Here is a 26,848-nt window from a genome sequence, read left to right as displayed (position 1 = left end):
GCGCCGACGCCGCGCACCGTCCACGCCGCGCTGCCCGTGCGCGCACGGTGCCCTCCGGTGCTGCGGCTACCGTCGTCCCGTGCTCGTCGCCGCCGCGCTCGTCCCCGACACCGTGCTGCTCCTCCCCGGGGCGGCCGGCGGTGCGTCGGACGCACCCGTGCTCGCCGCGCTGCGCGCGGCTGCGCTCGAGGCGGTCGCGGGAGCGGTGCGGGCGGCCGCGCGCGTGGTCGTCGTGGCACCCGGGCGGGCGGACCGCACCGTCGTCGGGCCGGTACGGCCGGGTGCGGCGGCGGCCGGCGTGCCCGACCACCGGCTGGAGTGGCCCGTGCCCGCCCTCGACCTCGCGCCGGCGCCCGGCGGCCCGCCCGCCGCGTCCGGTCCCGTGGGCGTCCCGGCCGCGGTCGGCCTGCAGCTGCTGGCGCGCGCGGCGGCGTCGCCGGCGCCTGCCGTCCACGTGGTCGAGGTCGCGTCCCGGGACGCCGCCGCGCTGCGTCGGCTGGGCGCCGCGCTGACCGCCGGTGCCGGCACCGCGCTCGTCGTCGTCGGGTCCGGCTCCGCCCGGCACGGGCCGGACGCCCCGCTCGCCGACGACGCGGAGGCGCCCGCGGTGGACGACGCCCTCGCCCGCGCCGTCACCGGCGCGGGCTCGTCGGGCCGCGACGTCCTGGCCGCTCTCGACCCCCTGGTCGCCGACGCGCTCGCGGTGAGCGGCTGGGGGCCGTGGCAGGTGCTCGTGGGTGCGGTCGACGCGGCCGGCACGGCGCCGTCCGCGACCGGCGGCCGGGCCGACGTCGCGTACGGGGCGGCGCACGCCGCCGCGCAGTGGCGGGTCGCGGGGGCGGGCGCGTGACCCTCGTCGTCGCCGTCGTCGGGCCCACGGCCACGGGCAAGTCGGACCTCGGGATCGCGCTCGCGCAGGCGCTGGGCGGCGAGGTCGTCAACGCGGACGCGCTGCAGCTGTACCGGGGCATGGACGTCGGCACCGCCAAGGTCCCACCGGCGGAGCGCGGCGGCGTCGCGCACCACCTCCTCGACGTGCTGGACCCGCGCGAGGAGGCCTCGGTCGCCGACTACCAGGTGCAGGCGCGCACGGTCGTGGCGGACCTGCTCGCGCGCGGGGTGCGGCCGGTCGTCGTCGGCGGCTCGGGGCTGTACGTGCGGGCCCTGCTCGACCACCTCGAGTTCCCGGGCACGGACCCCGACGTGCGGGCCCGCCTCGAGGCGCGGGTCGAGGCCGAGGGGACCCGGGCGCTGCACGACGAGCTCGCGGCGGCCGACCCCGTGGCGGCGGAGAACATCGGCCCGCGCAACGCCCGGCGCATCGTGCGGGCGCTCGAGGTCATCGCCCTCACAGGACGCCCGTACTCGGCGTCGCTGCCGCGCCACGACTACGCCGTGCCGGCGGTGCAGCTGGGGCTCGACTGCGACCGCGCCACGCTCGACGCCCGGGTCGCCGGCCGCGTGGACCGGATGTGGGACGGCGGCATGCTCGCGGAGGTCGAGCGGCTGGTCGCGCACGGGCTGGGCAGGACCGCGGCGCGCGCCGTCGGGTACGCGCAGGCCATCGCGCAGCTGCGCGGCGAGCTCGACGAGGCGACGGCACGCGCGGAGACGACCGCGGCGACGCGGCGGCTCGCGCGCAAGCAGATGGGCTGGTTCGGGCGCGACCCGCGGGTGCACTGGCTGGACGCCCAGGACCCGGACCTCGTGGAGCGTGCGCTCGACCGGGTGCGCCGTGCGGACGCCGGCGAGCACGGGCTCGCCGCGGCCGACGGCCCCGCCCGCCGTACCCTGGGCTCATGACCCTCCCCGCCCCTGCGAGCGCCACGACGACCGCCACCCTCGGCCGGGTCGAGGTCGCCAAGGGCCACGGCACCCGCAACGACTTCGTGCTGCTGGACGACCGCGACGGCGGGTTCGACGTGAGCGCCGAGCTCGTCGCGCGCCTGTGCGACCGCCGTGGCGGGGTGGGCGGGGACGGCCTCATCCGGCTCGTGGCCACGGCCCGGGTCGCCGACGCACCCGCCGAGACCCGCACCACCGCCTGGTTCATGGACTACCGCAACGCGGACGGCTCGGTCGCGCAGATGTGCGGCAACGGGGTGCGCGTGTTCGCGCGCTACCTGCAGCGGCTCGGGCTGTGGGACCCGGCCACCGGCGAGCTCGCGGTCGGCACGCGCGCCGGCGTCCGGACGGTGCGCGCGGTCGGCGTGCCGGTCGGGGTGAGCGGCGACGCGTGGTTCGCGGTGGACATGGGCGCGGTCACGCTGCCGGGCGGCCCCGACGCCGTCGCGGCCGGCGGCGACGCCGAGGTCGCGGTGGCCGGGCTGACGGTGACACGTCCGGGGCTCGGCGTCGACGTGGGCAACCCGCACACCGTCGTGGTGCTCGCCGACGCCGAGGACCTCGAGCGGGCCGACCTGACGCGTGCGCCGGAGGTCACCCCCGTGCCGGCGCAGGGCACGAACGTCGAGCTGGTCGTGCCGCTGGGCGAGGAGACCGCCGAGGACGGCACCGCCGTCGGGCGCGTGCGCATGCGCGTGCACGAGCGGGGCGTGGGGGAGACGCAGTCCTGCGGGACGGGAGCCGTCGCGGCGGCCGCGGCCGTGCGCGCCTGGGGCGGGGCCGCCGCGCCGGACGTGTGGTTCGTCGAGGTGCCGGGCGGCACGCTGCGGGTCACGTTCACCCTCGGCGCGGCCGCGGGCGGCGGCGTGGGCGCGGACGTCACGCGTGCCGAGCTCGCCGGTCCCGCCGTGCTCGTCGCCGAGGGGGCCGTGGACCTGGGGGCGCTGCTCGCGTGAGCGCCGACCGTGCCCTGGCGCCCGGCGACCCGGGCGACGTGCTGACGGCGGACGAGGTGGGCGCACCGCTCGGCCCGCGCGCGACGCTGCTGCAGATCTCGACGGCGTTCTGCGCGCCGTGCCGCGCCACGCGGCGCGTCCTCGCCGGCGTCGCCACGCACGTCCCGGGGGTCGTCCACGTGGAGCGCGACGTGGCCGACGCGCCCGCACTCGCGGCGCGGCTCGCCGTGACGAGCACGCCGACGGTCGCGGTGCTGGACGCGGACGGGCGGGTCGTGCGACGCGCCGACGGGGTGCCGACCGCCGCTCAGGTGCTCGCGGCCGTGGCGTCCGCGCTGCCCGCCGACGCCTGAGGCGCGCCGGCCACGTCGGCCCCGGACCCGGCCGCCCCCGGCGCACCCGCGCCCTCGTCGTGCCCCGCCTCGCTCGGCGGGGTGCCGACGCGCGGCGCGGTGAGCGCCGATCCGACGGCCAGCGCTGCCGCCAGCGCGAACGCGGCCACGAACCCGGCCGTCCCGGCGACGTCGCCGCCGTCGGCGCCGTGGCCGCCGGCACCGGAGGTCCCGGTGACGAGCGCGAACAGCACGCCGCTGACGGCGAGGGCCGTGGCGGAGCCGACGGCGTCGCTGATGGACATCGCGGAACTGTTGGTCCCCTGGGTGCCCGGAACCGAGTAGCCCAGCACCAGCACGTTGAGCCGGGACGACGCCAGGCCCATCCCCGCGCCCGCGGACGTCCACGTGGCGACGAGCACCGCCGGCGGCAGGTCCGCGGCCGCCGTCACGAACCCGCCGACGACCCCGACCGCGACGAGCACGGTGCCCAGCCGCACGGCGTCCCGGCTCGCCAGGCGGTGCCCGAGGCGTCCCTGGACCGCCGACATGCCGGACCACGCGAGCGCAGCCGTGGTGAGCGCGAGGCCGCTCGCGGCCGGCCCCCAGCCGTCGCGCTGCGTGAGCAGGTAGGGCACGTACGCCTGCGCGCCGAAGAACGCACCCGAGACCAGCGCACGGGTCGTGATGACGCTGGGCAGCCCCGGACGGGCGGCCAGCGCGCCCGCGGGCAGCAGCGGCCGCACGGCCACGAGGGCGGCGGCGCCGGCCGCCGCGGCGAGCGCGGCCGACGGTGCGGCCGGCAGCTCGACGGCGAGGTTCAGCGCGAGGACGGCGGCCGCGACGAGCACCGCCCGCACGACGCGGCGCCGGCCGTCGGCGGGGGCGGTGCCGGCCCCCTCGGGCGGGCCCAGCGGCCGCAGCGTGCGCAGCAGCGGCAGGCTGGTCGGCACGACCAGCAGCGCGACGCCGAGGAACACCCACCGCCAGCCGGCGACCTGCGCCACGAGACCGGCGACGGCGGGCCCGACGAGCGAGGGCAGCACCCACGCGGCCGAGAACCACGCGAAGGCACGCGGGTGCAGCGCCGGCGGGTAGGCGCGCGCGAGCGTCACGAGGAGCGTCACGTTGACCGCACCGCCGCCGAGGCCCTGCGCGAGGCGCCCGGCCACGAGCAGCGGCATCGTCTGCGCCACCCCCGCGACGACCAGGCCGACGACGAACAGGACCGAGCCGGCGAGGAACGGCCGGAACGGCCCCGCGCGGTCCGACCACGTGCCGGCCACCACCATCCCGACGACACCCGTCGCCAGCGGCCCCGCGAACGCGAAGGCGTACAGCGCGTGCCCGTCGAGCACGTCGGCGACGCCCGGCATCACGGTCGTCACGGCGAAGGACTCGAACGCGACGAGCACGACGAGCGTGACCAGGGCCGCGGTGGTGGTCCGCCGCTCGCGCCACAGCGCCTCCGCGGCGCCCGGCAGGGCCGTCACCGGGACACCCGCAGCACCCGGAACCCCTTGGCGCTCGCGGCGCGCTCGACGCCCAGGCCGAGGCCGGCCCCCTCGGGCGCGTCCGTGGCGAGCCAGCGGTGCAGCGGGTCGGCCCCGAGGTTGCGCCCGACGACGAGCCACGCGTCGCCGTCGTCGGCCAGGCGCGGCAACCAGGTCGCGAGCAGGTCGTGCAGCGCCTCCTTGCCGATCCGCACGGGCGGGTTCGACCAGAGGGTCGCGAACCGCACGTCCGCGGGCACGTCCTGCGGGCGGGCGGCGACGACGTTGGCCGCGCCGAGCCGCTCGGCGTTGCGGCGCACCAGGTCGAGCGCGCGCTCGTTCACGTCCACCGCCCACACCCGGGCGTCGGGGGAGGACAGGGCGAGCGTGAGCGCGACCGGTCCCCAGCCGCAGCCCAGGTCGAGCAGGTCGCCGGACGCGGGGGGCGACGGCACGGTCCGCAGCAGCACCTGCGTGCCGAGGTCCACGTGCCCCGGGGAGAAGACGCCGCCCGCGGTCTCCACCGTGACGTCCCGGTCGGCGAGCGTCACCCGGATGGTGCGCCGCTCGTCGGCCGACGCGGGCCGCGCCGTGAAGTAGTGGTCGGACCCGTCCCCGATCGCCCCGTCCCCGCTGTGCACCCGCCGACCCTAGCCCTCCGCCGCGGCTGCGCCTGCAGCGAAAAACCTCGCCCCGGTGGTGCCGCGGTGCGAGGCTGGTCATCTTGGAAGTGGACGAGAGGACACGCGTGGACGACCGACAGCACACCACCCCCGAGGCGCCGCAGGCGCCGGTGCGCAGCGCCCAGGAGGTGGCCGACGACGTCGTCGCTCGTGTGCTGGCCCGGGCCGGGACCGCTCTGCAGGCCGGCGGGACGACGCACACGACGTACGACGGCGACCAGCTCGACCTGGAGGAGCGCACCTCGCTGCGCCGGGTCACCGGGCTCTCGACCGAGCTCGAGGACGTCACCGAGGTCGAGTACCGGCAGCTGCGCCTCGAGCGCGTCGTGCTGGTGGGCCTGTGGGGCGCCGGCACGGCCGAGGACGCCGAGATCTCCCTGCGCGAGCTGGCGGCGCTCGCGGAGACCGCCGGCTCGCAGGTGCTCGACGGGCTCCTGCAGCGCCGGCGCACCCCGGACCCGGGCACGTTCCTGGGGTCCGGCAAGGCCGCCGAGCTCGCGACCGTGGTCGCGGCCGTCGGCGCCGACACCGTCGTGGTCGACGGCGAGCTCGCACCCTCCCAGCGCCGTGCGCTGGAGGACATCGTGCGGGTCAAGGTCGTCGACCGCACGGCCCTGATCCTCGACATCTTCGCCCAGCACGCGAAGTCGAAGGAGGGCAAGGCGCAGGTCGAGCTCGCGCAGCTCGAGTACCTGCTGCCGCGCCTGCGCGGCTGGGGCGAGTCGATGAGCCGCCAGGCCGGTGGCCAGGTGGGCGGCGCGGGCGCCGGCATGGGCTCGCGCGGACCGGGTGAGACGAAGATCGAGCTGGACCGCCGGCGCATCCGCAACCGCATGGCGAAGCTGCGGCGGGAGATCGCCGCGATGGCGCCCGCGCGCCAGACGAAGCGGGCCTCCCGGAAGCGCAACGCGATCCCGTCGGTGGCGATCGCCGGCTACACGAACGCCGGCAAGTCGTCGCTGCTGAACCGGCTCACGAACGCCGGGGTCCTCGTCGAGAACGCGCTGTTCGCGACGCTGGACCCGACCGTCCGGCGGGCCGAGACGGCCGACGGGCGCGTGTACACGCTCGCGGACACGGTCGGCTTCGTGCGGCACCTGCCGCACCAGCTCGTCGAGGCCTTCCGCTCCACGCTCGAGGAGGTCGCGGACGCCGACCTCATCCTGCACGTGGTGGACGCCTCGCACCCGGACCCCGAGGGCCAGATCGCGGCCGTGCGGCACGTCTTCGCCGACATCCCCGGCGCGATGGACGTGCCGGAGATCGTCGTGCTGAACAAGGCCGACCTCGCGGCGCCGGAGGTCGTCGCGCGGCTGCGCTCGCGCGAGGTGCACTCCGTCGTGGTCTCCGCGCACACCGGCGAGGGCGTCGAGGAGCTGCAGGCGCTCATCGCCGACCAGCTGCCGCGCCCCGGCGTGAGCGTCGACGTCGTGGTCCCGTACTCCCGTGGCGACCTCGTGAGCCGTGTGCACGAGCACGGGGACATCGACCACGAGGAGCACACGCCTGACGGCACCGCCATCCGCGCGCGGGTCGACGCGGACCTCGCGGCCGAGCTCGAGAGCGTCGCCGTCCGCCACGGCTGACCTCGCGCCACCGGACCCGGCGCCCCGCTCGGACGGGCGGGGCGCCGGGTTCCGCACGTGCGGGGGAGCGTGCCTAGGGTGCTGGGGTGATCCCCGCCGACCTGGACCTCCTGCGCAGCCCCGGTGCGCCCGCCCTCCTCCCCGACGGCTCCGCGGCCGTCGTCGCCGTCGTCGGTCCCGACAGCGCGGTCGACGCGTACCGGGGCGAGCTGTGGCTCGTGCCCGTCGGGGACGCCGCACCGGAGGGCGCCCACGGGCCCGGCACCGGTGCGGCGCGCCGGCTGACCCACGGGCACCGGGACACCGCGCCGCAGGTGTCGCCCGACGGGCGCTGGGTCGCGTTCTGCCGCGCCCCGCTCACGGGCGGCCCCGCGCAGGCGCACCTCGTGCCCGCCGCCGGCGGTGAGCCGGTGCGTCTCACGGACGCCCCGCTCGGCGTCTCCGACCTGCGCCTCTCACCCGACGGCACGCGCCTGGCGTACCTCGCCCGCGTCCCCGAGGAGGGGCGGTACGTCACCGGCGGCGACCCGTCGGCCGAGCCGCCGCGGCACGTCACGACGTTCCGGTACCGGATGGACGGCGTCGGGTTCGTGCACGACCGCCCGCAGCACGTCCACGTGCTCACCCTCCCGGCCGACCCGGGCGCGTCCGACGCGCTGCCCGAGCCGACGGCCCTGACCTCCGGCGCCTGGGACGTCACGGACCCGGCCTGGCTGCCCGACGGCGACGCGCTCGTCGCCACGTGCACGCGGCACGCGGGACGGGAGCACGACGTCCGGCGCGACGTCGTCCTCGTCCCGGCGGGCGAGCGCGGGACCGACGCCGCCGCGCTCGTCGCGCTGACCGACGCCGACGCGGGCAGCCCGCTGCAGGTGGGGACCGTGCGGCCGGCCGCGGACGGGACCGCCCTGTGGCTCCAGGCCCGCGACCTCGGGCCCGACGGGCACGACACCGTCGCCGCCCTGACCGGTCTCTTCCGCCTCCCGCTCACCGGCACCGGCGCCGCGACCCGTGCGGCGGGGGCGCCCGAGCGCCTGACCGACCCGGAGAGCGTCGACCTGTCCGACGGCGTGCTCGTGCCCCTCGGGGACGGCGCCCTCGTCGCGGTGGAGGAGCGCGGCGCCGTGACGCTCGCCCACGTCGCGGCGGACGGCACGCTGCGCACCCTGCTCGACGCCCCGCACGTCGTGCTCAACGCCGACGCGGTGGCGGCCTCCGGCCCGGCCGTGGTCTCGGCGGCGCACCCGACGTCGTCGGGTGCGCTGCTGCGCGTCGACGTCGCGACGGGCGACGTGTCGACGCTCGCCGACTGGTCCGCGCCGCTGCGTGCGACCGGGCGCGTGCGCCGGCCGGTCGACCTCGTCGCCACCTCGCCCGACGGGTACCCCGTGCACGGCTGGGTGGTGACGCCGGATCCTGAGCGGTGGGGCGCCGGGCCGCACCCGACGCTGCTGATGATCCACGGCGGCCCGTTCGCCCAGTACACGCACGCGCTCTTCGACGAGGCGCAGGTCCTCGCCGGTGCCGGCTACGCGGTGGTGCTCGGCAACCCGCGCGGGTCCGCCGGGTTCGGGCGGGAGCACGGGCGGGCGATCCGGCGCGCGTTCGGCACGGTCGACACCGACGACGTCCTCGCTCTGCTCGACGCGGCGGTCACGCAGCACCCGGGTGTGCTGGACGGCGAGCGCGTCGGCGTCCTGGGCGGCTCGTACGGCGGCTACCTCACCGCCTGGCTCACGACACGCACCGACCGCTTCGCCGCCGCCGTCGTCGAGCGGGGCTTCCTCGACCCGGTCAGCTTCACGGGGTCGGCCGACATCGGCTGGTGGTTCGGGCTGGAGTACGTGGGTGACCACGCCACGCCCGAGGGGCTGGCGGCCGTCGCCGCGCAGTCGCCCATGGCCCACGTGGGTCAGGTCCGCACACCGACCCTGGTGATCCACTCCGAGCAGGACTGGCGCTGCCCGGTCGAGCAGGGGCAGCGCTGGTTCGTCGAGCTGCGCCGGCGCGGCGTCGAGGCCGAGCTCCTGCTGTTCCCCGGCGAGGGCCACGAGCTGACGCGCTCCGGACGGCCGCAGCACCGGGTCAGCCGCTTCGAGCACCTGCTCGCGTGGTGGGGGCGGCACCTGCCTGTCGGGTCGGCGGCCCGGACCCGGGGATGACGCGCCGGGGGCGTCGGCGCGCGCGACTACGCTGACGCGGTGCACCAGGCCCGGACGACCGACCCCACCCCCGCGGCGGCGGACGGCGTCCCGGACGGTGCCCGCGCGGACCGCGCCGCGGGCGTCCACGGGTCCGTCGAGGAGCTGCTCGACCTCGCCGTCGGGGCCCTCGGCGGCGGGCGCCGCGAGGGTCAGCGCACGATGGCGCTCGCCGTGGCCGACGCCCTGGAGTCGGGCGAGCACCTGCTCGTCCAGGCGGGCACGGGCACCGGCAAGTCCCTCGGGTACCTCGTGCCCGCGGTGCGGCACGCCGTGACGGAGGGCGAGCGGGTCGTCGTCTCGACGGCCACGCTCGCGCTGCAGCGGCAGGTCATGACGCGGGACCTGCCGCTGGTGACCCAGGCGCTCGCGGGTCGGCTGCCGCGTCCCGCCGACATCGCCCTGCTCAAGGGCTGGCACAACTACCTGTGCGTGCACAAGGTGGCGGGCGGCTACCCGGAGGACGACCAGGGCGCCCTGTTCGACGTCCCGGAGCGCCCCGGGGCGGCCGACCACCCGGCCCCCGCCGCCGACGAGGGCGAGCGCGAGACGCTCGGCGAGCAGGTCGTGCGGCTGCGCGAGTGGGCGCAGGAGACCGACACGGGCGACCGTGACGACCTCGTGCCCGGCGTCGCGGACCGCGCCTGGCGGCAGGTGTCCGTGACCGCCATGGAGTGCCTGGGCCAGACCTGCCCCATGCTCGAGGAGTGCTTCCCGGACGCCGCCCGGGCGCGCGCTCGCGAGGCGGACGTCGTCGTGACGAACCACGCGATGCTCGGGATCGCGGCGACCGGCTCGCCGAACGTCCTCCCCGAGCACGACGTGCTCGTCGTCGACGAGGCGCACGAGCTGACCGACCGCGTCACCGCGCAGGCGACCGCCGAGCTGTCCGTCGCCACCATCGAGCACGCCGCCCGGCTGGCGCGACGCCTCGGCGGCGTCCCCACGACCGACCTCGACACCGCCGCCCAGCACCTCGCGAGCGTGGTCGTCCCGCTGCCCGAGGGGCGCTTCCCGGACGGGTTGCCCGAGGGTGCCCGGCTGGCGGTCGCCGCCGTGCGCGACGCGGCGCGCACGCTCCTGACGGTGCTCAAGCCCGACGCCTCCACCAAGGGCCGGGCCGGGGCGGACGGCGGCATCAAGATGGCGAACGCGGCCATGCTCGCGCTCTTCGAGACCGCCGAGCGCATGGCCGCGGACCCCGAGGAGCTGCGCCACACCGTGCTGTGGTGCGCGCGCGGCGAGGACCGGCGCGGTCAGGTGACGACGCGGCTGCACGCGGCGCCGCTCGCGGTCGACGGGCTCGTCCGCACGCAGCTGCTCGCGGGCCGCACGGGCGTGCTCACCTCCGCGACGCTGGCCCTCGGCGGCTCCTTCGACCCCGTCGCCCGGTCCCTGGGGCTGGGCGCGCGCCCGGAAGCGGTGACGGGCCCGACGTCCGTGCCGTCGGCGGCGTCGGCGACACCGGCCGGGTCGGGCACCGCCACGGCCGGCGTGGGCTCGGCGGACGTGCTGCCCGGCACGGACCGTCCGGCGCGGTCCGAGCGGCCGGACACGGGCCGGTGGCGCGGCCTCGACGTCGGGAGCCCGTTCGACTACCCCCGGCAGGGCATCTGCTACGTCGCCCGGCGGCTGCCCACGCCCGGCCGGGAGCCGGCGACGGACGCGCAGCTCGACGAGATCGCGACGCTGGTGGAGGCCGCCGGCGGGCGCACGCTGGGCCTGTTCACCTCGCGCCGCGCGGCCCAGGTGGCGGCGGAGGCGATGCGTGAACGCCTCGACGTGCCCGTGCTGCTGCAGGGCGACGACCAGCTGCCCACGCTCGTCGCGCGGTTCGCCGCCGACGAGCCGACGTGCCTGTTCGGCACCCTCTCGCTGTGGCAGGGCGTCGACGTCCCGGGGCCCGCGTGCCGGCTCGTCGTCATCGACCGGATCCCCTTCCCGCGCCCCGACGAGCCGGTCCGCTCGGCGCGCGCGGACGCCGTGGCCGCCGCGGGCGGCAACGGGTTCATGGCGGTGTCGGCCACGCACGCGGCGCTGCTGCTCGCGCAGGGTGCCGGGCGCCTGGTGCGGTCGGGCGAGGACCGTGGCGTCGTGGCCGTGCTGGACCCGCGGCTCGAGACCGCGCGGTACGGGGAGTTCCTGCGCCGCTCCATGCCGCCGTTCTGGCGCACCACCGACCGCGAGGTCGTGCTCGCCGCGCTGCGGCGCCTGTCCGCCTCGGGCTAGCCTCGCGAGAGGACGTGCCGCCGGGCCGGCCCGTCCGGTGCGGACCGTGCCCGTGACGAGGGGAACCACCAGCCATGACGCAGGACATCGAGGGCGACGACGCCGCGCTGGCCGTCCCGACGCCGCAGCGCCGCACCTCGAAGGTCGGCATCGTCGGCGCCGGGGCCGTGGGCTCCACCATGGCGTACGCGGCGCTCATGCGCGGCGCCGCCCGGACCGTGGCGCTGCTGGACGTCAACCGGCAGAAGGTCGAGGCCGAGGTGCTCGACCTCAGCCACGGCATCCAGTTCATGTCCATGGCGGAGGTCGTCGGGTCCGACGACGTGTCGGTGCTCTCCGACTGCGACGTCGTGGTGTTCACCGCCGGTGCCAAGCAGCGGCCCGGCCAGTCCCGGCTGGACCTCGCCGAGGCGACCATCTCGCTCGTGCGGACCGTGCTGCCGGGCATCGTCGAGGTCGCACCCCACGCCGTGTACGTCATGGTCACGAACCCGGTGGACGTCGTCACGTACGCCGCCCTGAAGATCTCCGGCCTGCCCCCGGCGCAGCTGTTCGGGTCCGGGACGGTGCTCGACTCCTCCCGCCTGCGCTACCTCATCGCGCGGCACACGGGGGTCGCGGTGCAGAACGTCCACGCGTACGTCGCGGGGGAGCACGGGGACAGCGAGCTGCCGCTGTGGAGCTCGGCGTCGATCGGCGCGGTGCCGCTGCTCGAGTGGCCGGGCGTCGGCGGGCACGGTCCGCTGACCAGCGAGGTCCGCGAGTCCATCGCCAGCGAGGTCGTCGAGTCCGCCTACCGGATCATCGAGGGCAAGGGCGCGACGAACTACGCGATCGCCCTGGCCGGCTCGCGCATCATCGAGGCGGTCCTCAAGGACGAGCGGCGCATCCTGCCGGTCTCGTCGCTGCTCGACGGGTACCTGGGGATCTCGGACGTGTGCCTCAGCGTGCCCACGGTCGTGGGCTCGTCCGGTGTCGCCGAGCGCCTCGAGGTGCCGATGTCGTCGGACGAGCTGCTGGGGCTGCGCCGCTCCGCCGAGGCGGTCCGGTCGGTCGCACGCCGCTTCGGGTTCTGATCCCGGACGCACGTCGGCCGCCCCGGCGCGACCGCAGGACGACGAGCCGGCTCGTCGCGCGGTCCGAGGGGCGGCCGACGTCGCCGTGCTGCCGGCGGCGTGGGGTCAGAGGCTGCGCAGCACGCTGACGACCCGCCCCAGGACGGTGGCATCGTCGCCCAGGATGGGGGAGTACGCCGCGTTGTGCGGCAGGAGCCAGACGTGCCCGTCGGCGCGCTTGAGCGTCTTGACGGTGGCCTCGCCGTCGATCATCGCGGCGACGATCTCGCCGTTCTCCGCCACGGGCTGGCGGCGCACGACCACCCAGTCGCCGTCGCAGATCGCGGCGTCGACCATCGAGTCGCCCGCGACGCGCAGCAGGAACAGGTCACCCTCGCCGACGAGCTGGCGCGGCAGGGGGAAGACGTCCTCGACGACCTGCTCGGCGAGGATCGGGCCGCCGGCGGCGATGCGGCCCACGACGGGCACGTAGGACGGGGCCGGGGCGCCGTCGCGCTCCGGGGCGTCCGTCCCGAGGGCGAGGCCCGTCGGCGGGGTCAGGCTCGTCACCGAGCGCGCGTCGTCCGGCTGCACGACCTCGATGGCGCGCGGCCGGTGGGGGTCGCGGCGCAGGTAGCCCTTGCGCTCGAGCGCGGTGAGCTGGTGCTTCACGCTCGAGGGGCTGGTCAGGCCGACGGCCTCGCCGATCTCGCGCATGCTCGGCGGGTACCCGCGCGCCTCGACCGCGGCGCGGATCGTCTCGAGCACGAGCCGCTGGCGGGCGGTGAGGCCGTCGCTCACGTCCTCGGGCCCGGGCCCGAGCGCGGTCACGACGTCCGCGACGTCCTGCGCGTGCACCCCCGCCGTCCTCGTCGTCTGCCCGCCCACGGCGCCTCCTGGTCCCCGCGGCCTCCACCGCGTCGTCGCCCCGCCGGCCCTCCGGGGCGTCCGCGCTGGTCGGAGCCCGATGTCGGTGGTCGGTGGTGCACTTCCTGACGCGTCCCACCCTAGGGGTGCACGAGTGGCGGATCAAACATCTGTTCGAGCGTGTCTCGACGCGTGTCGGTGGGTTCTGCTAGAACTCGTACAGACGTTCGACGAACAGGTGTTCGAGACGACGGAGGGCAACGAGATGAGCGCGATGACGATCGCACCGGCGGTGACGGCACGGGCGCGGGTGCGTCAGCGGGAGGTCGTGGCGGGCGGGCGGCAGGCGCCGCTGCGTCTGACGCGACGCGGCCGCGTCGTGGTGTGGCTCCTCGCGGTCGGCCTCGCGCTCGGCGTCGGCGGCACGGCCCGGTCCGCGGTGGCCGACGGTCCTCGCCCCGCCCTGGAGGTCGAGCGCGTCGTCGTGGCCCCGGGCGACACGCTGTGGGGGCTCGCGGCGGAGGTCGCCGCGCCGGGCGAGGACGTCCGGGACGTCGTGCTGCGCCTCATCGAGCTCAACGCGCTGCCCGGCGCGGAGCTGACGGCCGGGCAGACGGTCCTCGTCCCCGCGGGCTGAGCGGTCCGTCCGGTGCCCGGCCCCGCGGGGCCCCGTCGCACCGGACCTCGGAGGCTCGGGCACGTCGGTGCCCGGGACGCGGCGCTGCTTGCGACCGTTCCCCGCACCGCCTACCGTCGCCACGTCCCGACCGGCGCCTCGGCGGTCGCGTCATGCCGCTCCCGAGAGGTCACCCGTGCACTGTCCGTTCTGCCGGCACACCGACTCCCGCGTCGTCGACTCGCGCACGTCCGACGACGGCGCCTCGATCCGTCGTCGGCGCCAGTGCCCGAACTGCCACCGCCGGTTCACGACGGTGGAGACCGCGAGCCTCTCGGTCGTCAAGCGGTCCGGTGCGACGGAGCCGTTCAGCCGGGAGAAGATCGTCAACGGCGTGCGCAAGGCCTGCCAGGGGCGCCCCGTCGGCGACGACGACCTGGCCCTCCTCGCCCAGAAGGTCGAGGAGACCCTGCGGTCCGCCGGCTCGGCCGAGATCGACGCGTACGAGATCGGCCTGGCGATCCTCGGGCCGCTGCGGGAGCTCGACGAGGTCGCGTACCTGCGCTTCGCCAGCGTGTACCAGGCGTTCGACTCCCTCGACGACTTCGAGTCCGCGATCGCGGTGCTCCGCGCCGAGCGCGAGCAGAACGAGCGCGCGGCGGCCTCCGACGGTCCGGGGGCGTCCGCCCGCTGACCGGCGGAGCGACGCCCGGACGGCCGACCGGTCCGGTGCGTCGCCGTGATTGTGCTGGTGCTGACGTCGCCGTTCCGTCACCCTGGGACCTCCCGACCCACCACGGAGGTGCCCATGGCGAACGAGAGGCCGACCTCGGCGAGTGACGAGGCCAAGGCGCGGTTCCGCGAGGCGCTGGAGCGCAAGAAGGCGCAGGGCCATCGGACGACCGACGGCACGCGGAACACCGGCCCGGTGCACGGGTCCGAGACCGCCGGACCGGTGCAGCGGCGCTTCCAGCGCAAGTCCGGCTCCGCCTGATCCGACGACGAGGGGCGGGTCACCTCCCAGGAGGTGACCCGCCCCTCGTCGTGCGGCTGCGGCCCGGCGCTGCGCGCCCCGGTCAGGAGAGCAGGCGCAGCCGCAGCGACTCGGGCCGACCGGCCAGTGCCTGGACGACGGCCGGCTCCACGGGTGTGCTCACGTCGGTGACCACGTAGCCCAGCTCGCCGCGCGTCGCGAGCAGCTGCCCCTCGATGTTCACGCCGTGCTCGGCGAGCGTCGCGTTGATGGTCGCCAGCACGCCGGGCACGTTGCGGTGCAGGTACGCGATGCGGTGGGCGTCGGGGCGCTGGTCCAGGGCGAGGTTCGGCAGGTTCACCGACAGGTTCGTCGACCCGGTCGCGAGGTGGTCGCGGACCTTGTTGGCGACGAACTGCCCGATCGCCTCCTGCGCCTCCTCGGTGGACCCACCGGTGTGCGGGGTCAGGATGACGTTCGGCAGGCCGCGCAGCTCCGACTCGAACGGGTCGCCCTTGCGCTTCGGCTCCACGGGGAAGACGTCCACGGCCGCGCCCACGACGTGACCCGCGAGCACGGCGTCGCGCAGCGCCGCGTAGTCGACGACGAAGCCGCGCGACAGGTTGAGGAAGATCGAGCCCGGGCGCATCCGGGCGAACTGCTTGGCGCCGAACATGCCCGCGTTGCCGCTGCGCCCGTCGACGTGCAGGGTGACCACGTCCGCCGTCTCGAGCAGCTCGTCGAGGGTGTCCATGCGACGGGCGTTGCCCAGGGCGAGCTTCTCGGCCGTGTCGTAGAAGACGACGGACATGCCGAGGTTCTCGGCGAGCACCGACAGCTGCGTGCCGATGTTGCCGTAGCCGACGATGCCGAGCGTGCGGCCGCGGACCTCGTGCGCGCCGGTGGCGGACTTGTTCCAGATGCCGGCGTGCATCTCCTTGTCGAGCACCGTGAGGCGTCGCGTGAGGGCGATGATGTCCGCGATCGCGATCTCCACGACCGAGCGCGTGTTCGAGAACGGCGCGTTGAAGACGGCGATGCCCCGCGCGGCGGCGGCGTGCAGGTCGATCTGGTTCGTGCCGATGCAGAACGCGCCGACCACCTCGAGGTCCGGTGCCGTCGCGAGCACCTCGGCCGACACCTGGGTCTTGGACCGGATCCCCAGCACCTGCACGCCGGCGAGGGACTCGACCAGCTCGTTCTCGTCGAGCGCACCCGTGCGGGTGACGACGTCGAAGCCGGCCGTCTCGAGGATCTGACGGGCCTGGGGGTGGAGGTTCTCCAGCAGCAGCGCGGTGGGCACGCCCCATGGTGCGCCCGGTCCGCGTCGTGGACCAAAGCCGTCCCGGTCACCGGACGCCGCGCCCACCTCCCGTGGGCGCGGCGTCCGGTCAGGCGTGGCGCGTCAGCGTGCGGTGCAGGTGAGCGTCGGGGTGCCGTCGCCCGAGGCGGTCGAGAGGAGGAAGCCGAACGTCGTCGAGGCACCCGGGCGCAGCGCCCCGTTCCAGCCGGCGTCGCGCGCCTGCAGCGCCCCGCCCGTGCCGCTCACCGTGGCGTTCCAGGACTGCTGCAGGCTCGCGCCGGCGGGCAGCGCGAGACCCACGGTCCACCCGGCCAGCGCGCTGCTGCCGGCCGTCACGGTCACCTCGCCCTGGAGGCCCCCGGGCCAGCGTGACGCGGCGCGGAACGTCGCCGTGCACCCCGCCGGCGCAGCGGTCGGGGTCGCCGTGGTGGTCGGGCGCGGGGTCGCCGTCGGGGTCGGCCGCGGCGTGACCGTCGCCGTCGCGGTCGGCCGCGGGGTCGCCGTGGCGGTGGGCGACGGGGTCGGCGTCGGCACCGGGGTCGCGGGCGCGCCCCACGCCTGCGTGCCGTCGAGCCACGCGGCCCGGCGCAGCGCCCAGTCCTGCACCTCCTGCACCTGACCGCGCCACGTGCCCGTCGTGGAGGTGATGAACGGGCCCACCATGCGCGTCGTCAGGTTCGGGTAGCGCCGCACGTTGCGGGCCGCGGCGTTCTCCACCTCGGCGCTCAGCTCTGCGACGCGGGTGCGCAGGGCGGCGTCGGACAGCGGCCCGCGTCGCAGCTCCTGCCAGCGGGCCCGGACGCGGTTCGCGAACGCAGGGTCCGCCATGAGCACGCTGAACCAGTCGGTGGCGACGGTCTGCCGCGTCTGCTGGTACTGCCACCCGGCCACCTGGTCGTTGCCGAAGTAGCCGCCCACGCCGAAGGTCAGGTCGTAGTCCCACAGGGGGCCCGCCGTGAGCTTCCCCCCGCGGTCCTTGTACAGGTAGACGCTGCGGTAGTACGCGTCCATGTTCCGGCTCAGCTCGTTCACGACCACCAGGTCGACGAAGGAGTCCACCTCGATCAGCGACGGGTACCCGGTCGTCGGGTCGGCGCGGCCCGGGCTGTGCAGCACGTCGTGGACCCGCTGCACGTACTGCGTGATCCACGCCTGCTGCTGGGGCACGAGGTCGTCGGGGTCGTGCACCTCGAGGTCCCTCCAGCACGTCGCCGCGGCGCCCGTGCAGCGCAGCGTCGTGCCCTCGGTGGCCATCCACTCGAACTTGAGGACGTAGCCGCCCTCGACGGCGGGCGGGGCGACGTCGTCCGCGTCGAGCTTCTTGAGGTCGAGCCGGTTCTTCTGGTTCTTGACCGTCTCGAGCAGCAGGTACACGCCTCGGTAGTCGTCGGCCGCGACCGGTGCCGCGTCGTCGTTCACGTACACCTCGACCAGGCGGTACCGGGGCACTGCGAGCCCCAGCTCGCGGCCGATGTCGAGCACCAGGGCCTCGCGGATCAGCGACTTGTCCGCGAACGGCCCGCGCAGCACCCAGTCCGACTCGGCCGGCATGCCGAAGAACGGCAGGTCGAGGTCGTCGCCCTCGGCGTCCCACAGCTCGAGGCGGTACGGCTTCTTGTCGAACATCCGGCTGGACTGCCCCCGCAGCCGGTAGCCGGTGCGGCCGACGAGCGTCGGCGCGGCGGTGAGCGACGTCGTGCCGTCGCCGGGCTGGAACTCCATGACCGCCGCCGGGTGGTAGTCGTCGCCCACGGCTCCGCGGCCGAACGAGTCGACCAGCAGCACCGGCAGGTCGTGCGCGTCGGTCACGGCGGTCGCCACGTACTGCGCGGCGGCGGGCGCCCCCGTCGCGGTGCCGCCCACGAACGCCTGCGCACGGACCTCGGTGCTGCGGGTCAGGCGCAGCGGTGCGGAGTAGACGGGGGAGGACGCCGTGGGCGCCGAGCCGTCCGTCGTGTAGCGCACCTGGGCCCCTGCGACGGAGGTGCCGAGCGCGACGGACACCTCGCCGCGGAACGTGCCGGGTGGCACGGAGAACGTCACGTCCCCGAGCAGACCGGTGTCGACCGCGGCCACCGCGGCGGCGGCCGCGCCCGGCGGTGCGGCATGGGCGAGCGGGGCGCAGACCGGGACGGCCAGCGCGGCGGCGAGCGCCGCGGCGACGACGGCGCGTCGGACGGGACGGGGCATGGCGTGCCTCCTCGGGCCCGGTGGCCGGGCCGGTGCGGGCGTCGACCGACGGTGGCCGGCGCGGGGGTGGCCGGCGCGAGCGCCGGCGCGGGTCACTCCGCCGTGCTGGCGGGCACGACGTGGGGGAGCAGGTGGCGGTGCAGCGTGCGGTTCCAGCGCGTCGCGGGGAGCTCCGGGCGCAGCGCGGCCAGGCCCGTCGCGTACTTCGAGATCCGCACGGGCCGGTGCCCGTGGGCCCACAGCAGGCGGTCCGCCGCCGAGGCCGTCGACCCGGACTTCGTCTCGACGACGGCGAGGTGCCGCAGGTGCAGGGGGGCGCGTCCGTCGTCCCACGTGAGGCCGACGTCGACCGTGAGCCGGCTCGCCGTGGCGGGCAGCAGGAGCGTGGCCCGCGCGTACCGCGTGACGAGGACGGGGGCGAGGGGGACGTCACCGAGCGCCGCGAGCCCGCGCGCGACGAGGGTCGCCGCGACGAACTCGCGTCCCGGGGTGACGTCGTCCCGGTGGCCGATCGGGTGCGCGACGCGCTCCTTGACGGTCGTGCCGCGCGGCCCCCGCGTCTTGACCTCGAGCCAGCAGCCGCCGGAGTCGAGGTAGGTGCGGGTGCGGACCTTGAAGCGGCGGCGCCGCCGGTGGGCGGCGAGCCGGTAGGCGACGAGGTCGTCCGTGTCGAAGTACACCGACTCGTAGTCGAACACCCGCAGGTCGTCGATGCGCAGGACGCTGGTGTCCGCGGGCAGCGCGTACAGCAGGGTGCGCACGGCCTCGACGGGGACCAGGTACTTGCGGTCGACGCGCGTCTGCAGCGAGGCGGCGGCGACGAGGGCGTCCAGCCCGACCGTCCGCATCCCGTCGAGCGGCTCGACCAGCGCGTCCCGCGGCGCGGGCGCGTGGTCGCGGGCCGTCGCGACCGTCTGGGCGCTCACGCCGCCCCCGTGGTCCCGCGGCCCACCGCCGGCGCCGGCAGCGCCTCGGCGTGGGCGGCGCGCGAGGCCGGCCGCCGGGTGGTCCGGCGCCGGCCGGAGGGGGACACGATCGCCTCGTAGCGGACGTCGACCCACGTGGTGTCGTTCACCAGGTCGACGCGCTGGACGCTGACCGTGTGGACGCGTGCGCCGAGCAGCCCCTCCAGGCGCGCGACGAGCGCGACCTCGTCGACGTGCGCACCGTCCAGGACGAGCTCCTGCCGGTGGTGGCGGTGCAGCAGGCGCGGGTGGTCGCCCGCGAGGACGGCGACGAGCAGCAGCGCCATGAGCGCGGGCCCGTGCCAGAGCTGCGGCGCGGGCAGCGCCCCCAGGATGCCCAGCGCGAGCGCCGCGAAGTAGTAGGCGACCTCCCGCTGGTCGATCTCCGTCGACCGCAGCCGGATGATCGACAGGACGCCGAACAGGCCGAGCCCGAGGCCCGCGCCGACGCCCCCGGCCCCGAGGGACGAGGCCACGGCGAGCACGCCGACGTTGACGCCGACGAACGCCACCACGAGGTCGCGGCGGCGGTGCCGGCGGAAGTACGTCCACGTGAGCAGGCCCACGGCGACGAGATCGGCCGCGATGAGCACGAGTCGGTCCATGACGCGGTGCACCCCCTGCTGTGCCGTCGGCCGTCCACCGGGTGAACCGCGGGTGGACGGTGTGCGAACGACACGGACACTGGGCGCCCTGTGGTCCGGGGGTCAACGTCCTAAACGATTTCCGTATCGATATCGACAACGTTCTCCACGGCCTGCGCGACGGCGCCTCCGCCCGGGTCGCCGGGAGTCACGGCAACCCGGGGCGGGCGCGCGTCAGAGCTGCTCGAACCCCTCCGGCAGGGGTCGGGCGTGGACCACGTGCAGCACGCGGGTCGGACGCGTCATGGCCACGTACAGGTCGCCCGCGGACGCGGCCAGCACCTCCGCCGGCTCCACGAGGACCACGGCGTCGAACTCGAGCCCCTTGGCCTGGCCCGGGGTGAGGACGACGAGCGGCGCGTCCAGGTCGACGACGTCGCCGACCGGGGGGGTGTGCCCTCGCGCCCGCAACGCCGCCACGAGGTCCGCCGTCCGCGCCGGGACCGCGACGACCGCCGTCCGTCCGGTCCCGCCCGCGCCCCGGACCTCGGCGACGAGGGCGTCCGCGGCGTCCGCCGCGTCGGGCAGGAGGCGGTCCTCCGTGGTGGCCCCCGCGACGCGGAGCGCGTCCGGCACGTCGCGCGCGGACGTCTGCGGGCTCACCGGCAGGTCGGCGGCGCGCGCCACGCGCTGCGCGGTCTCCGCGACCGTGCCGGGCGTGCGGTAGTTCACCGTGAGCTCCGCGAGGCGCCAGCTCCCGCGCAGGACGGGGTCGAGCGTGCGCGCCCAGCTGCGCGCCCCCGCCCGGGACGAGGTCTGCGCGACGTCGCCGACGATCGTCAGGGAACGCGTCGGCACGCGCCGCAGGAGCGCGCGCCAGGCCATGGCCGACAGCTCCTGCGCCTCGTCCACGACGACGTGCCCGTAGGTCCAGCTGCGGTCCGCGGCGGCCCGCTCGGCCGTCGTCAGCGAGGGGCCCGAGCTCGCGAACCGGTCGGCGAGGGCCTCCGCGGACACCATGTCGCCCGCGCCGGTCGAGCGCAGCACGTTGCGCGCGTACTCGACCTCCTCGGCGCGGCGCTGCGCGTCCGCGCGTGCCTGCGCGCGGGCCGCCTGGTCGTCCTCGCCGAGCAGCTCGGCGGCCTCGTCCAGCAGCGGCACGTCCGCCGGCGTCCAGGGGGCGTCGGCGGGTCGCGCGAGCAGGCGACGCTCGTCGGGCGTCAGCTCGGGCGCCGCGGCCTCGAGCCGGTGCGGCCGGCTCCACAGGTCCGACAGGAGCTTCTGCGGCGTGAGCGGCATCCACGCGAGGTTGAGCGCGATGCGGATCTCGCGCGTCGTGCGCAGCTCCTCGACGATCTCGGCGCGGTCCTCGGGCGGCACGTCCCACGCGAGCTGCGCGACGTACTGCTCGGCGAGGCGCCCCAGCATGTCCCGCACGAACGTCACGCGCGCCTGGTTGTGCGGCTTGTGGTTGCGCCGCGCCCGGTTGATGGCCGCCGCCACGTCGCGCGGACGGACGACCACCGTGCGACCGTCCACGCGCACGCGCACCGGCTCCGCGGGGACGCGCTGGCGCTGCCGGACGGCGCGTGCGATCACCCGGGCCATGACCGCTCGGCCCTTGACGGCGGCGACCGCGTCGTCCTCCGTGCCGCGCGCCTCGACCCCCGGCACCAGCTCGGCGACCGTCGCGGTCACGACCCCCGTCTCCCCGAGGGACGGCAGGACCTGGTCGATGTAGCGCAGGAAGGTGCGCGACGGGCCGACGAGCAGCACGCCGGAGCGCTCCAGCAGCCGCCGGTGGTGGTACAGCAGGTACGCGGCCCGGTGGAGGGCCACCGCGGTCTTCCCCGTGCCCGGGCCGCCCTGCACGACGAGCGCGCCGGCCAGGTCCGAGCGGATGATCGCGTCCTGCTCGGCCTGGATGGTCGCGACGATGTCGCCCATCCGCCCGGTGCGGCCGCTGGCCAGGGCCGCGAGCAGCGCCCCCTCGCCGGACAGGCCCGTCAGGCTGTCCGGGTCGACGCCCGCCGCGGTCAGCGCGTCGAGGTCGAGGACGTCGTCCTCGAGGCCCGTGACGCGCCGGCCGGACGTCACCAGGTGGCGGCGGCGCACGACGCCGTCGGGGCGGGCCGACGTGGCGCGGTAGAAGGACTGCGCGGCGGGGGCGCGCCAGTCGGTGAGCAGCGGGGACTGCTCGTCGTCCGTCAGGCCGATGCGCCCGATGTAGCGGCGCTCGCCGTCCGCGAGGTCGAGGCGGCCGAACGCCAGGCGCTCCTCGACCGCCTCGAGCTGCGCGACGCGGTCCTCGTAGAGGGTGGCGAACGCGTCCCGCTCGGACCGGTTCTGCGGGGAGCCGGACGGCCCCTGTCGGCGCACCTCGGCGAGCCGGCGGCGCGCGTGGGCGCGCAGCTCGTCGAGGCGCGCGTACAGGCCGTCGACGACCTCCTGCTCGGCGTCCAGCTGCCGCTCGCTGCCTGCCACCTGCGTGCTCACCCCCGGTCGTCCGCCGTGCGGGCGCACGGACGGCCGACCATTATCCGACGTCGGAGGGCCTGCCCGTGCCCGTACCGAGGGGTGGGTCGCCCTGGACGGACGACCGGGTGGCTGCGGCCGACCTGCCCTACAGTTCACCCTGCGCGGCTCGCACCCGCGGGCGCGATCTTCGGGAAGGACGGGTGTGACCAGCTCCCCGGCGACGTCGGACGGCGACGTGCGCGGCGTCACCGGCGTCGACGTCCACCTGCGCATCCTCCTCGTCGAGGACGACGAGGGCGACGCCCTCCTGGTCCAGGAGCACCTGGCCGACGCGGGCCTGGCCCAGGACATCGTGTGGGCGCGGTCCGTCGACGAGGCGCTCACGCACCTCGACGCCGACTGCGTGCTGCTGGACCTCGGCCTGCCGGACGCGATGGGTCTCGGGGCCCTCGAGCGCGTGCTCGCGGCGGGTGCGCCGCCCATCGTCGTGCTCACCGGCCTCACCGACACCGACGCCGGCCTCGCCGCGCTCGCGGCGGGTGCCCAGGACTACCTCGTCAAGGGGGACGTCGAGGGCGACAGCCTGGCCCGCGCCGTGCGCTACGCCGTGCAGCGCCGCCGGCTCGAGGACACCGACCGCGCGCTGTACCGCAGCCTGGTCCGCGCCGCCGAGAACACGCGGCTCGAGCGCGCGCTCCTCCCGCGCCCGGCCGTGACCGACCCGAGCCTGGAGGTCCGCGTCGGCTACCGCGCCGGCCGCCAGGGGCTGCTCGGCGGTGACTTCTACGACGTGGTCGAGCGCCCCGACGGGACCGTCCTCGCGATGGTCGGCGACGTGTGCGGGCACGGGCCGGACGAGGCGGCACTCGGTGCGACGCTGCGCACGGCGTGGCGCACGCTCGTCCTCGCGGACGTCCCGGCCGACGACGTCCTCGGCCTGCTCGAGCGCGTGCTCGCGGCCGAGCGGGCGCGGCCCGAGGTGTTCACGACCGTCTCGATGCTCGCGATCGCGCCGGACCGGCGGTCGGCCGACCTGTACCTGGCCGGCCACCCCGTCCCGCTGCTGCTCGGCGACCGCGCGGTCGGCGACCGCACCCGGCTGCTGCCCGCGGACGCCCGGGGGCGCGCCCTCGGGATCCCGGTCGGCGGGGGCTGGCCGGCCCGGCACCTCGAGCTCGGGACGTCGTGGCGCGTGCTCATGTACACGGACGGGCTGCTCGAGGCGACCGTCGGCGACGGCACCGACCGGCTCGGCAAGGCGGGCCTCGTCGAGGTCGCGGACGCGACCCTGCGCGCGACGCGCGACGCCCCGGCCCCCGTCCCCGGCGAGGAGGAGGACCCCGTGCTCGGGCACCTGATCGGCGCGGTGCGCGCGCTGCACGGCGGCGACCTGGTCGACGACGCCGCCGTCGTCCTCGTGGGGTGGGACGCGTGAGCGCGCCACGCGGGTCGGCGACCCTGCGCCGGCGCCTGGGCATCCTCTTCGCGTCGGCGGGGGTCGTGCTGGGCGTCGTCGTCGTGCTGACCGGCACCGTCTTCGCGCGCACGCTCACCCTGCAGGAGGCGGTGACGCAGGACTACTTCGAGGCGGTGACGGAGACGGACCGCGCGCTGGTCTCGCTGGTCGACGCGGAGACCGGGCTGCGCGGCTACGCGCTCACCGGTGACCCCGTGACGCTCGAGCCCTACCACCGCTCGCTCGACGGCTCCGCCGACTTCGAGCGCACCGCGCGCGCCGTCGCCGACCTGTCGGGGGACGCGACGATCCTCGAGGACTACGACGCGGCCCGCGACGCGGCGCGCGTCTGGTACCAGGACCACGCGGAGCCCCTCATCGCGCAGATCGAGGACGAGGGCGTCGCCTCGGTGCGGCCCGAGCAGGTCGAGGAGGGGCGCGTCTACTTCGACGAGGTCCGTGCGTCGGTCGGCGCCTACCTCGAGCACCTGCGCACGGTGCGAGGCGCAGCCGGCCAGGAGCTGCAGCGGATGACCAACCTGTCCGCGGTGCTGCTCACGACGGTGGTGCTCACGTCCGTGGTGGTCGGCCTGCTCGTCTGGGGCGCGCTGCGCCGCTGGGTCGTCGAGCCCGTCGACGCGCTGGCGGCCGACGCCCGCGCCGTCGCGGAGGGCGACCTCGACCACCAGGTGGCGGTGCGAGGTCCCGGGGAGATCGAGGAGCTCGCCCACGACGTGGAGCAGATGCGCGTGGCACTCGTGGCCCAGCTGGGCGAGCTGCGCGCGTCCCGCGCCGAGATCGCGGACGCCCACGACCGGCTCACCGAGCAGGCCGAGGAGCTGCGCCGGTCCAACCGCGACCTCGAGCAGTTCGCGTACGTGGCGTCCCACGACCTGCAGGAGCCGTTGCGCAAGGTGGCGAGCTTCACCCAGCTGCTGCAGAAGCGCTACGGCGGCCAGCTCGACGAGCGCGCGGACCAGTACATCGAGTTCGCGGTCGACGGCGCGAAGCGCATGCAGCGGCTCATCCAGGACCTGCTGGGCTTCTCGCGCGTGGGCCGCATCGGCGGCGAGGTGGTCGACGTCGACCTCGGCAAGGCGCTGGAGCGGTCGCTGGACCAGCTCGACGAGCGGCTCACCGAGGCCGGCGCGGAGGTCACGCACGACCCGCTGCCCGTCGTGCGGGGCGAGGAGGCGCTGCTCGTGCAGCTCTTCCAGAACCTCGTCGGCAACGCCGTGAAGTTCCGCCACCCCGAGCGGCCCCCGCGTGTCCACATCGGGGTGCGGCGCGTGGAAGACTCCTGGGAGCTCGAGTGCCGTGACAACGGCATCGGGATCGACCCCCAGTACGCCGAGCGGGTCTTCGTGATCTTCCAGCGGCTGCACGCCAAGGACGTCTACGAGGGCACGGGCATCGGCCTGGCGCTGTGCAAGAAGATCGTCGAGTTCCACGGCGGTCGGATCTGGATCCCCGAGACCGAGGGGGAGGGCACCACCATCCGGTGGACGCTCCCCGCGGTCGGGGACTGACACCCCCGGTGCGGGGACGGACGGAGCGGTAGTGGCGGACCAGAAGACCATCGAGGTGCTCCTCGTCGAGGACGACCCGGGCGACGTCCTGATGACGCGCGAGGCGTTCGAGCACAACAAGGTCCGCAACCGGCTGTCCGTCGTGGCCGACGGCGTGAGCGCGATGGAGTTCCTGCGCAAGGAGGGCGAGCACGCCGACGCCCCGACGCCGGACCTGATCCTCCTCGACCTCAACCTGCCGCGCATGGACGGCCGCGAGGTGCTCGAGGCGCTCAAGTCCGACGCGAAGCTGCGGGCGATCCCGGTCGTGGTCCTGACGACCTCGGAGGCCGAGGAGGACGTGCTGCGGATGTACTCGCTGCACGCCAACGCGTACGTCACGAAGCCGGTCGACTTCGACCGCTTCATCGACGTGGTCCGCCAGATCGACGAGTTCTTCGTCGAGGTCGTGCGCCTGCCCGGTCGCTGACCGCGGCGCCGCCGCGGGAAGAGCGGGGGGCCCCGCGGCGTTGCACCCGGTGCAAGGGATCGACGACGCGAGCGAGTGGAGCGACATGCTGGACCCCCGGGGCATCTACGACGTGGACGTGGACCTCGCCGAGCGCCTCGACGCGCGCACGGCGGGCGGCACGGGACCCGTGCTGCTGCACGCCGTGCGCGGGTTCGTCGACGCCGGCCAGGCCGGGCAGGTCGCGGTCGAGCACCTCACGTCGACCGGCACGGCCGAGCGCCTGGTGACGTTCGACGTCGACCAGCTCGTCGACTACCGCTCGCGGCGTCCGGTCATGACGTTCGACGGCGACGGCTGGTCGGACTACGCGGCGCCCGAGCTCGTCGTCGACCTGTTCGAGGACGCCGCCGGCGTGCCGTTCCTGCTGCTGCACGGCGTCGAGCCGGACGTGCAGTGGGAGCGCTGGGTCGCCGCGGTCCGGCAGGTGGTCGAGCGCTTCGACGTGCCGCTGGTCGTGGGCGTCCACGGCATCCCCATGGGCGTGCCCCACACCCGGCCCGTGTCGCTGACGGCGCACGCGACCCGCCCGGAGCTGGTCGCCGACCACACCGCGTTCTTCGGGACCGTGCAGGTGCCGGCCAGCGCGAGCGCCCTCCTCGAGCTGCGGCTGGGGGAGCAGGGGCACGACGCGATCGGCTTCGCGGTCCACGTGCCGCACTACCTGGCCCAGTCGCCGTACCCCGCGGCCGGGCTGGCCGCCCTGCGCCAGGTCGAGCGCGCGACCGGGCTGGACCTGCGTGCCGCGGCGCTCGAGCCGGCGGCCGAGGACGCGATGCGCGAGGTCGAGCGCCAGGTGGCGCAGTCGCCCGAGGTCGCAGCGGTCGTCGAGGCCCTCGAGGAGCAGTACGACGCCTTCACGCGCAGCATCGGCCGCACGAGCCTGCTCGCGCAGACGACCGACCTGCCGACGGCCGAGGAGATCGGCGCCGAGCTCGAGCGCTTCCTCGCGGAGCAGGCGGACGGCGGCCCGGAGCGCTGACCCCGGGGACGGACCGA

At 76.2% G+C, this 26,848-nt stretch carries 23 protein-coding genes; 15 read left to right on the top strand and 8 right to left on the bottom strand.

Translation table 11 applies throughout. The features are described from left to right. Positions 1-79: 79 nt before the first annotated feature. Genes FB586_RS16080 through FB586_RS16065 form a run of 4 tightly spaced genes read left to right on the top strand, consistent with a single transcriptional unit; the run spans position 80 to position 3,154 of the window. Positions 80-850, top strand: a complete 771-nt coding sequence (locus FB586_RS16080; protein WP_136520361.1) for a class III extradiol ring-cleavage dioxygenase family protein — start codon at positions 80-82, stop codon at positions 848-850. Continuing rightward, on the top strand, positions 847-1,803 hold the full coding sequence (miaA, locus tag FB586_RS16075) for a tRNA (adenosine(37)-N6)-dimethylallyltransferase MiaA (RefSeq protein ID WP_136520360.1): 957 nt from the start codon (positions 847-849) through the stop codon (positions 1,801-1,803). The genes FB586_RS16080 and miaA overlap by 4 nt, the downstream gene beginning before the upstream one ends. Beyond that, positions 1,800-2,801 (top strand): diaminopimelate epimerase, encoded by a 1,002-nt coding sequence (gene dapF, locus FB586_RS16070; protein WP_136520359.1) that lies wholly within the window; start codon positions 1,800-1,802, stop codon positions 2,799-2,801. Before miaA ends, dapF begins: the two co-directional genes overlap by 4 nt. Continuing rightward, positions 2,798-3,154, top strand: coding sequence for a TlpA family protein disulfide reductase (locus FB586_RS16065; protein WP_246036845.1), 357 nt, complete (start codon positions 2,798-2,800; stop codon positions 3,152-3,154). Before dapF ends, FB586_RS16065 begins: the two co-directional genes overlap by 4 nt. Here FB586_RS16065 and FB586_RS16060 read toward each other — a convergent pair. Beyond that, positions 3,109-4,626, bottom strand: a complete 1,518-nt coding sequence (locus tag FB586_RS16060) for an MFS transporter (protein ID WP_136520358.1) — start codon at positions 4,624-4,626, stop codon at positions 3,109-3,111. The genes FB586_RS16065 and FB586_RS16060 overlap by 46 nt on opposite strands. After that, positions 4,623-5,267 (bottom strand): class I SAM-dependent methyltransferase, encoded by a 645-nt coding sequence (locus tag FB586_RS16055; protein WP_246036843.1) that lies wholly within the window; start codon positions 5,265-5,267, stop codon positions 4,623-4,625. The genes FB586_RS16060 and FB586_RS16055 overlap by 4 nt, the downstream gene beginning before the upstream one ends. Positions 5,268-5,374: 107 nt before the next feature. Here FB586_RS16055 and hflX point away from each other — a divergent pair, with 107 nt between their 5' ends. From hflX to FB586_RS16035, 4 genes are all read left to right on the top strand, one after another. Beyond that, entirely contained in the window at positions 5,375-6,895 is a 1,521-nt protein-coding gene (gene hflX / locus FB586_RS16050) for a GTPase HflX (protein WP_136520357.1), read from the top strand. A gap of 86 nt (positions 6,896-6,981) precedes the next feature. After that, positions 6,982-9,057 carry a S9 family peptidase gene (locus FB586_RS16045; protein ID WP_136520356.1) on the top strand — a complete coding sequence of 692 codons (2,076 nt, stop codon included), beginning with the start codon at positions 6,982-6,984 and terminating at the stop codon, positions 9,055-9,057. A gap of 39 nt (positions 9,058-9,096) precedes the next feature. After that, complete coding sequence (locus FB586_RS16040) at positions 9,097-11,325, top strand: ATP-dependent DNA helicase (protein WP_136520355.1); 2,229 nt, start codon at positions 9,097-9,099, stop codon at positions 11,323-11,325. 74 nt (positions 11,326-11,399) lie between these two features. Next, a complete protein-coding gene (locus FB586_RS16035) occupies positions 11,400-12,401 on the top strand; it encodes an L-lactate dehydrogenase (RefSeq protein ID WP_136520354.1) in 1,002 nt (333 codons plus the stop codon). A 105-nt stretch (positions 12,402-12,506) separates the two neighbouring features. Here the strand turns inward: FB586_RS16035 and lexA are convergent, their stop codons facing one another. Then, positions 12,507-13,211: a transcriptional repressor LexA gene (lexA, locus tag FB586_RS16030; RefSeq protein ID WP_246036940.1), complete on the bottom strand. Its 705-nt coding sequence runs from the start codon at positions 13,209-13,211 to the stop codon at positions 12,507-12,509. A 274-nt stretch (positions 13,212-13,485) separates the two neighbouring features. Here lexA and FB586_RS16025 point away from each other — a divergent pair, with 274 nt between their 5' ends. From FB586_RS16025 to FB586_RS16015, 3 genes are all read left to right on the top strand, one after another. Then, the gene (locus tag FB586_RS16025; protein ID WP_246036841.1) at positions 13,486-13,884 is read left to right on the top strand and encodes a LysM peptidoglycan-binding domain-containing protein; all 399 of its coding nucleotides are present in this window, start codon (positions 13,486-13,488) and stop codon (positions 13,882-13,884) included. A gap of 175 nt (positions 13,885-14,059) precedes the next feature. After that, a complete protein-coding gene (nrdR, locus tag FB586_RS16020) occupies positions 14,060-14,557 on the top strand; it encodes a transcriptional regulator NrdR (protein ID WP_136520352.1) in 498 nt (165 codons plus the stop codon). A gap of 114 nt (positions 14,558-14,671) precedes the next feature. Further along, complete coding sequence (locus FB586_RS16015; protein ID WP_136520351.1) at positions 14,672-14,857, top strand: DUF5302 domain-containing protein; 186 nt, start codon at positions 14,672-14,674, stop codon at positions 14,855-14,857. Between the two features lie 82 nt (positions 14,858-14,939). Here the strand turns inward: FB586_RS16015 and serA are convergent, their stop codons facing one another. From serA to FB586_RS15990, 5 genes are all read right to left on the bottom strand, one after another. After that, on the bottom strand, positions 14,940-16,139 hold the full coding sequence (gene serA / locus FB586_RS16010; RefSeq protein ID WP_136520350.1) for a phosphoglycerate dehydrogenase: 1,200 nt from the start codon (positions 16,137-16,139) through the stop codon (positions 14,940-14,942). Between the two features lie 102 nt (positions 16,140-16,241). Beyond that, complete coding sequence (locus FB586_RS16005) at positions 16,242-18,329, bottom strand: CotH kinase family protein (protein ID WP_136520349.1); 2,088 nt, start codon at positions 18,327-18,329, stop codon at positions 16,242-16,244. Between the two features lie 92 nt (positions 18,330-18,421). Beyond that, entirely contained in the window at positions 18,422-19,255 is an 834-nt protein-coding gene (locus tag FB586_RS16000) for a polyphosphate polymerase domain-containing protein (RefSeq protein WP_246036839.1), read from the bottom strand. Beyond that, positions 19,252-19,899 carry a DUF4956 domain-containing protein gene (locus FB586_RS15995; RefSeq protein ID WP_136520348.1) on the bottom strand — a complete coding sequence of 216 codons (648 nt, stop codon included), beginning with the start codon at positions 19,897-19,899 and terminating at the stop codon, positions 19,252-19,254. Before FB586_RS15995 ends, FB586_RS16000 begins: the two co-directional genes overlap by 4 nt. A 213-nt stretch (positions 19,900-20,112) precedes the next feature. Beyond that, the gene (locus FB586_RS15990; RefSeq protein WP_370741093.1) at positions 20,113-22,374 is read right to left on the bottom strand and encodes a HelD family protein; all 2,262 of its coding nucleotides are present in this window, start codon (positions 22,372-22,374) and stop codon (positions 20,113-20,115) included. A gap of 184 nt (positions 22,375-22,558) precedes the next feature. Here FB586_RS15990 and FB586_RS15985 point away from each other — a divergent pair, with 184 nt between their 5' ends. The 4 genes from FB586_RS15985 to FB586_RS15970 all read left to right on the top strand — a co-directional run bounded on the left by FB586_RS15985 (position 22,559) and on the right by FB586_RS15970 (position 26,831). Next, a complete protein-coding gene (locus tag FB586_RS15985) occupies positions 22,559-23,791 on the top strand; it encodes a PP2C family protein-serine/threonine phosphatase (RefSeq protein ID WP_136520347.1) in 1,233 nt (410 codons plus the stop codon). Then, positions 23,788-25,341, top strand: coding sequence for a sensor histidine kinase (locus FB586_RS15980; RefSeq protein WP_246036837.1), 1,554 nt, complete (start codon positions 23,788-23,790; stop codon positions 25,339-25,341). Before FB586_RS15985 ends, FB586_RS15980 begins: the two co-directional genes overlap by 4 nt. A 31-nt stretch (positions 25,342-25,372) precedes the next feature. After that, positions 25,373-25,810 carry a response regulator gene (locus tag FB586_RS15975; RefSeq protein ID WP_136520345.1) on the top strand — a complete coding sequence of 146 codons (438 nt, stop codon included), beginning with the start codon at positions 25,373-25,375 and terminating at the stop codon, positions 25,808-25,810. Positions 25,811-25,895: 85 nt separating this feature from the next. Further along, positions 25,896-26,831, top strand: a complete 936-nt coding sequence (locus FB586_RS15970; protein ID WP_136520772.1) for a proteasome assembly chaperone family protein — start codon at positions 25,896-25,898, stop codon at positions 26,829-26,831. Positions 26,832-26,848: the final 17 nt, after the last annotated feature.

The organism is Cellulomonas telluris, from assembly GCF_004886325.1.
In the GTDB taxonomy this organism is placed as follows: domain Bacteria; phylum Actinomycetota; class Actinomycetes; order Actinomycetales; family Cellulomonadaceae; genus Cellulomonas; species Cellulomonas telluris.
This window is presented reverse-complemented; position numbering and strand designations above follow the sequence as displayed.

Bases quoted from the DNA above. Each gene is read 5' to 3' on its own strand.
- FB586_RS16035 (WP_136520354.1), top strand. From the start codon at position 11,400: ATGACGCAGGACATCGAGGGCGACGACGCCGCGCTGGCCGTCCCGACG.
- FB586_RS15970 (WP_136520772.1), top strand. From the start codon at position 25,896: ATGCTGGACCCCCGGGGCATCTACGACGTGGACGTGGACCTCGCCGAG.
- dapF (WP_136520359.1), top strand. From the start codon at position 1,800: ATGACCCTCCCCGCCCCTGCGAGCGCCACGACGACCGCCACCCTCGGC.
- FB586_RS15995 (WP_136520348.1), bottom strand. From the start codon at position 19,899: ATGGACCGACTCGTGCTCATCGCGGCCGATCTCGTCGCCGTGGGCCTG.
- FB586_RS16005 (WP_136520349.1), bottom strand. From the start codon at position 18,329: ATGCCCCGTCCCGTCCGACGCGCCGTCGTCGCCGCGGCGCTCGCCGCC.
- FB586_RS16015 (WP_136520351.1), top strand. From the start codon at position 14,672: ATGGCGAACGAGAGGCCGACCTCGGCGAGTGACGAGGCCAAGGCGCGG.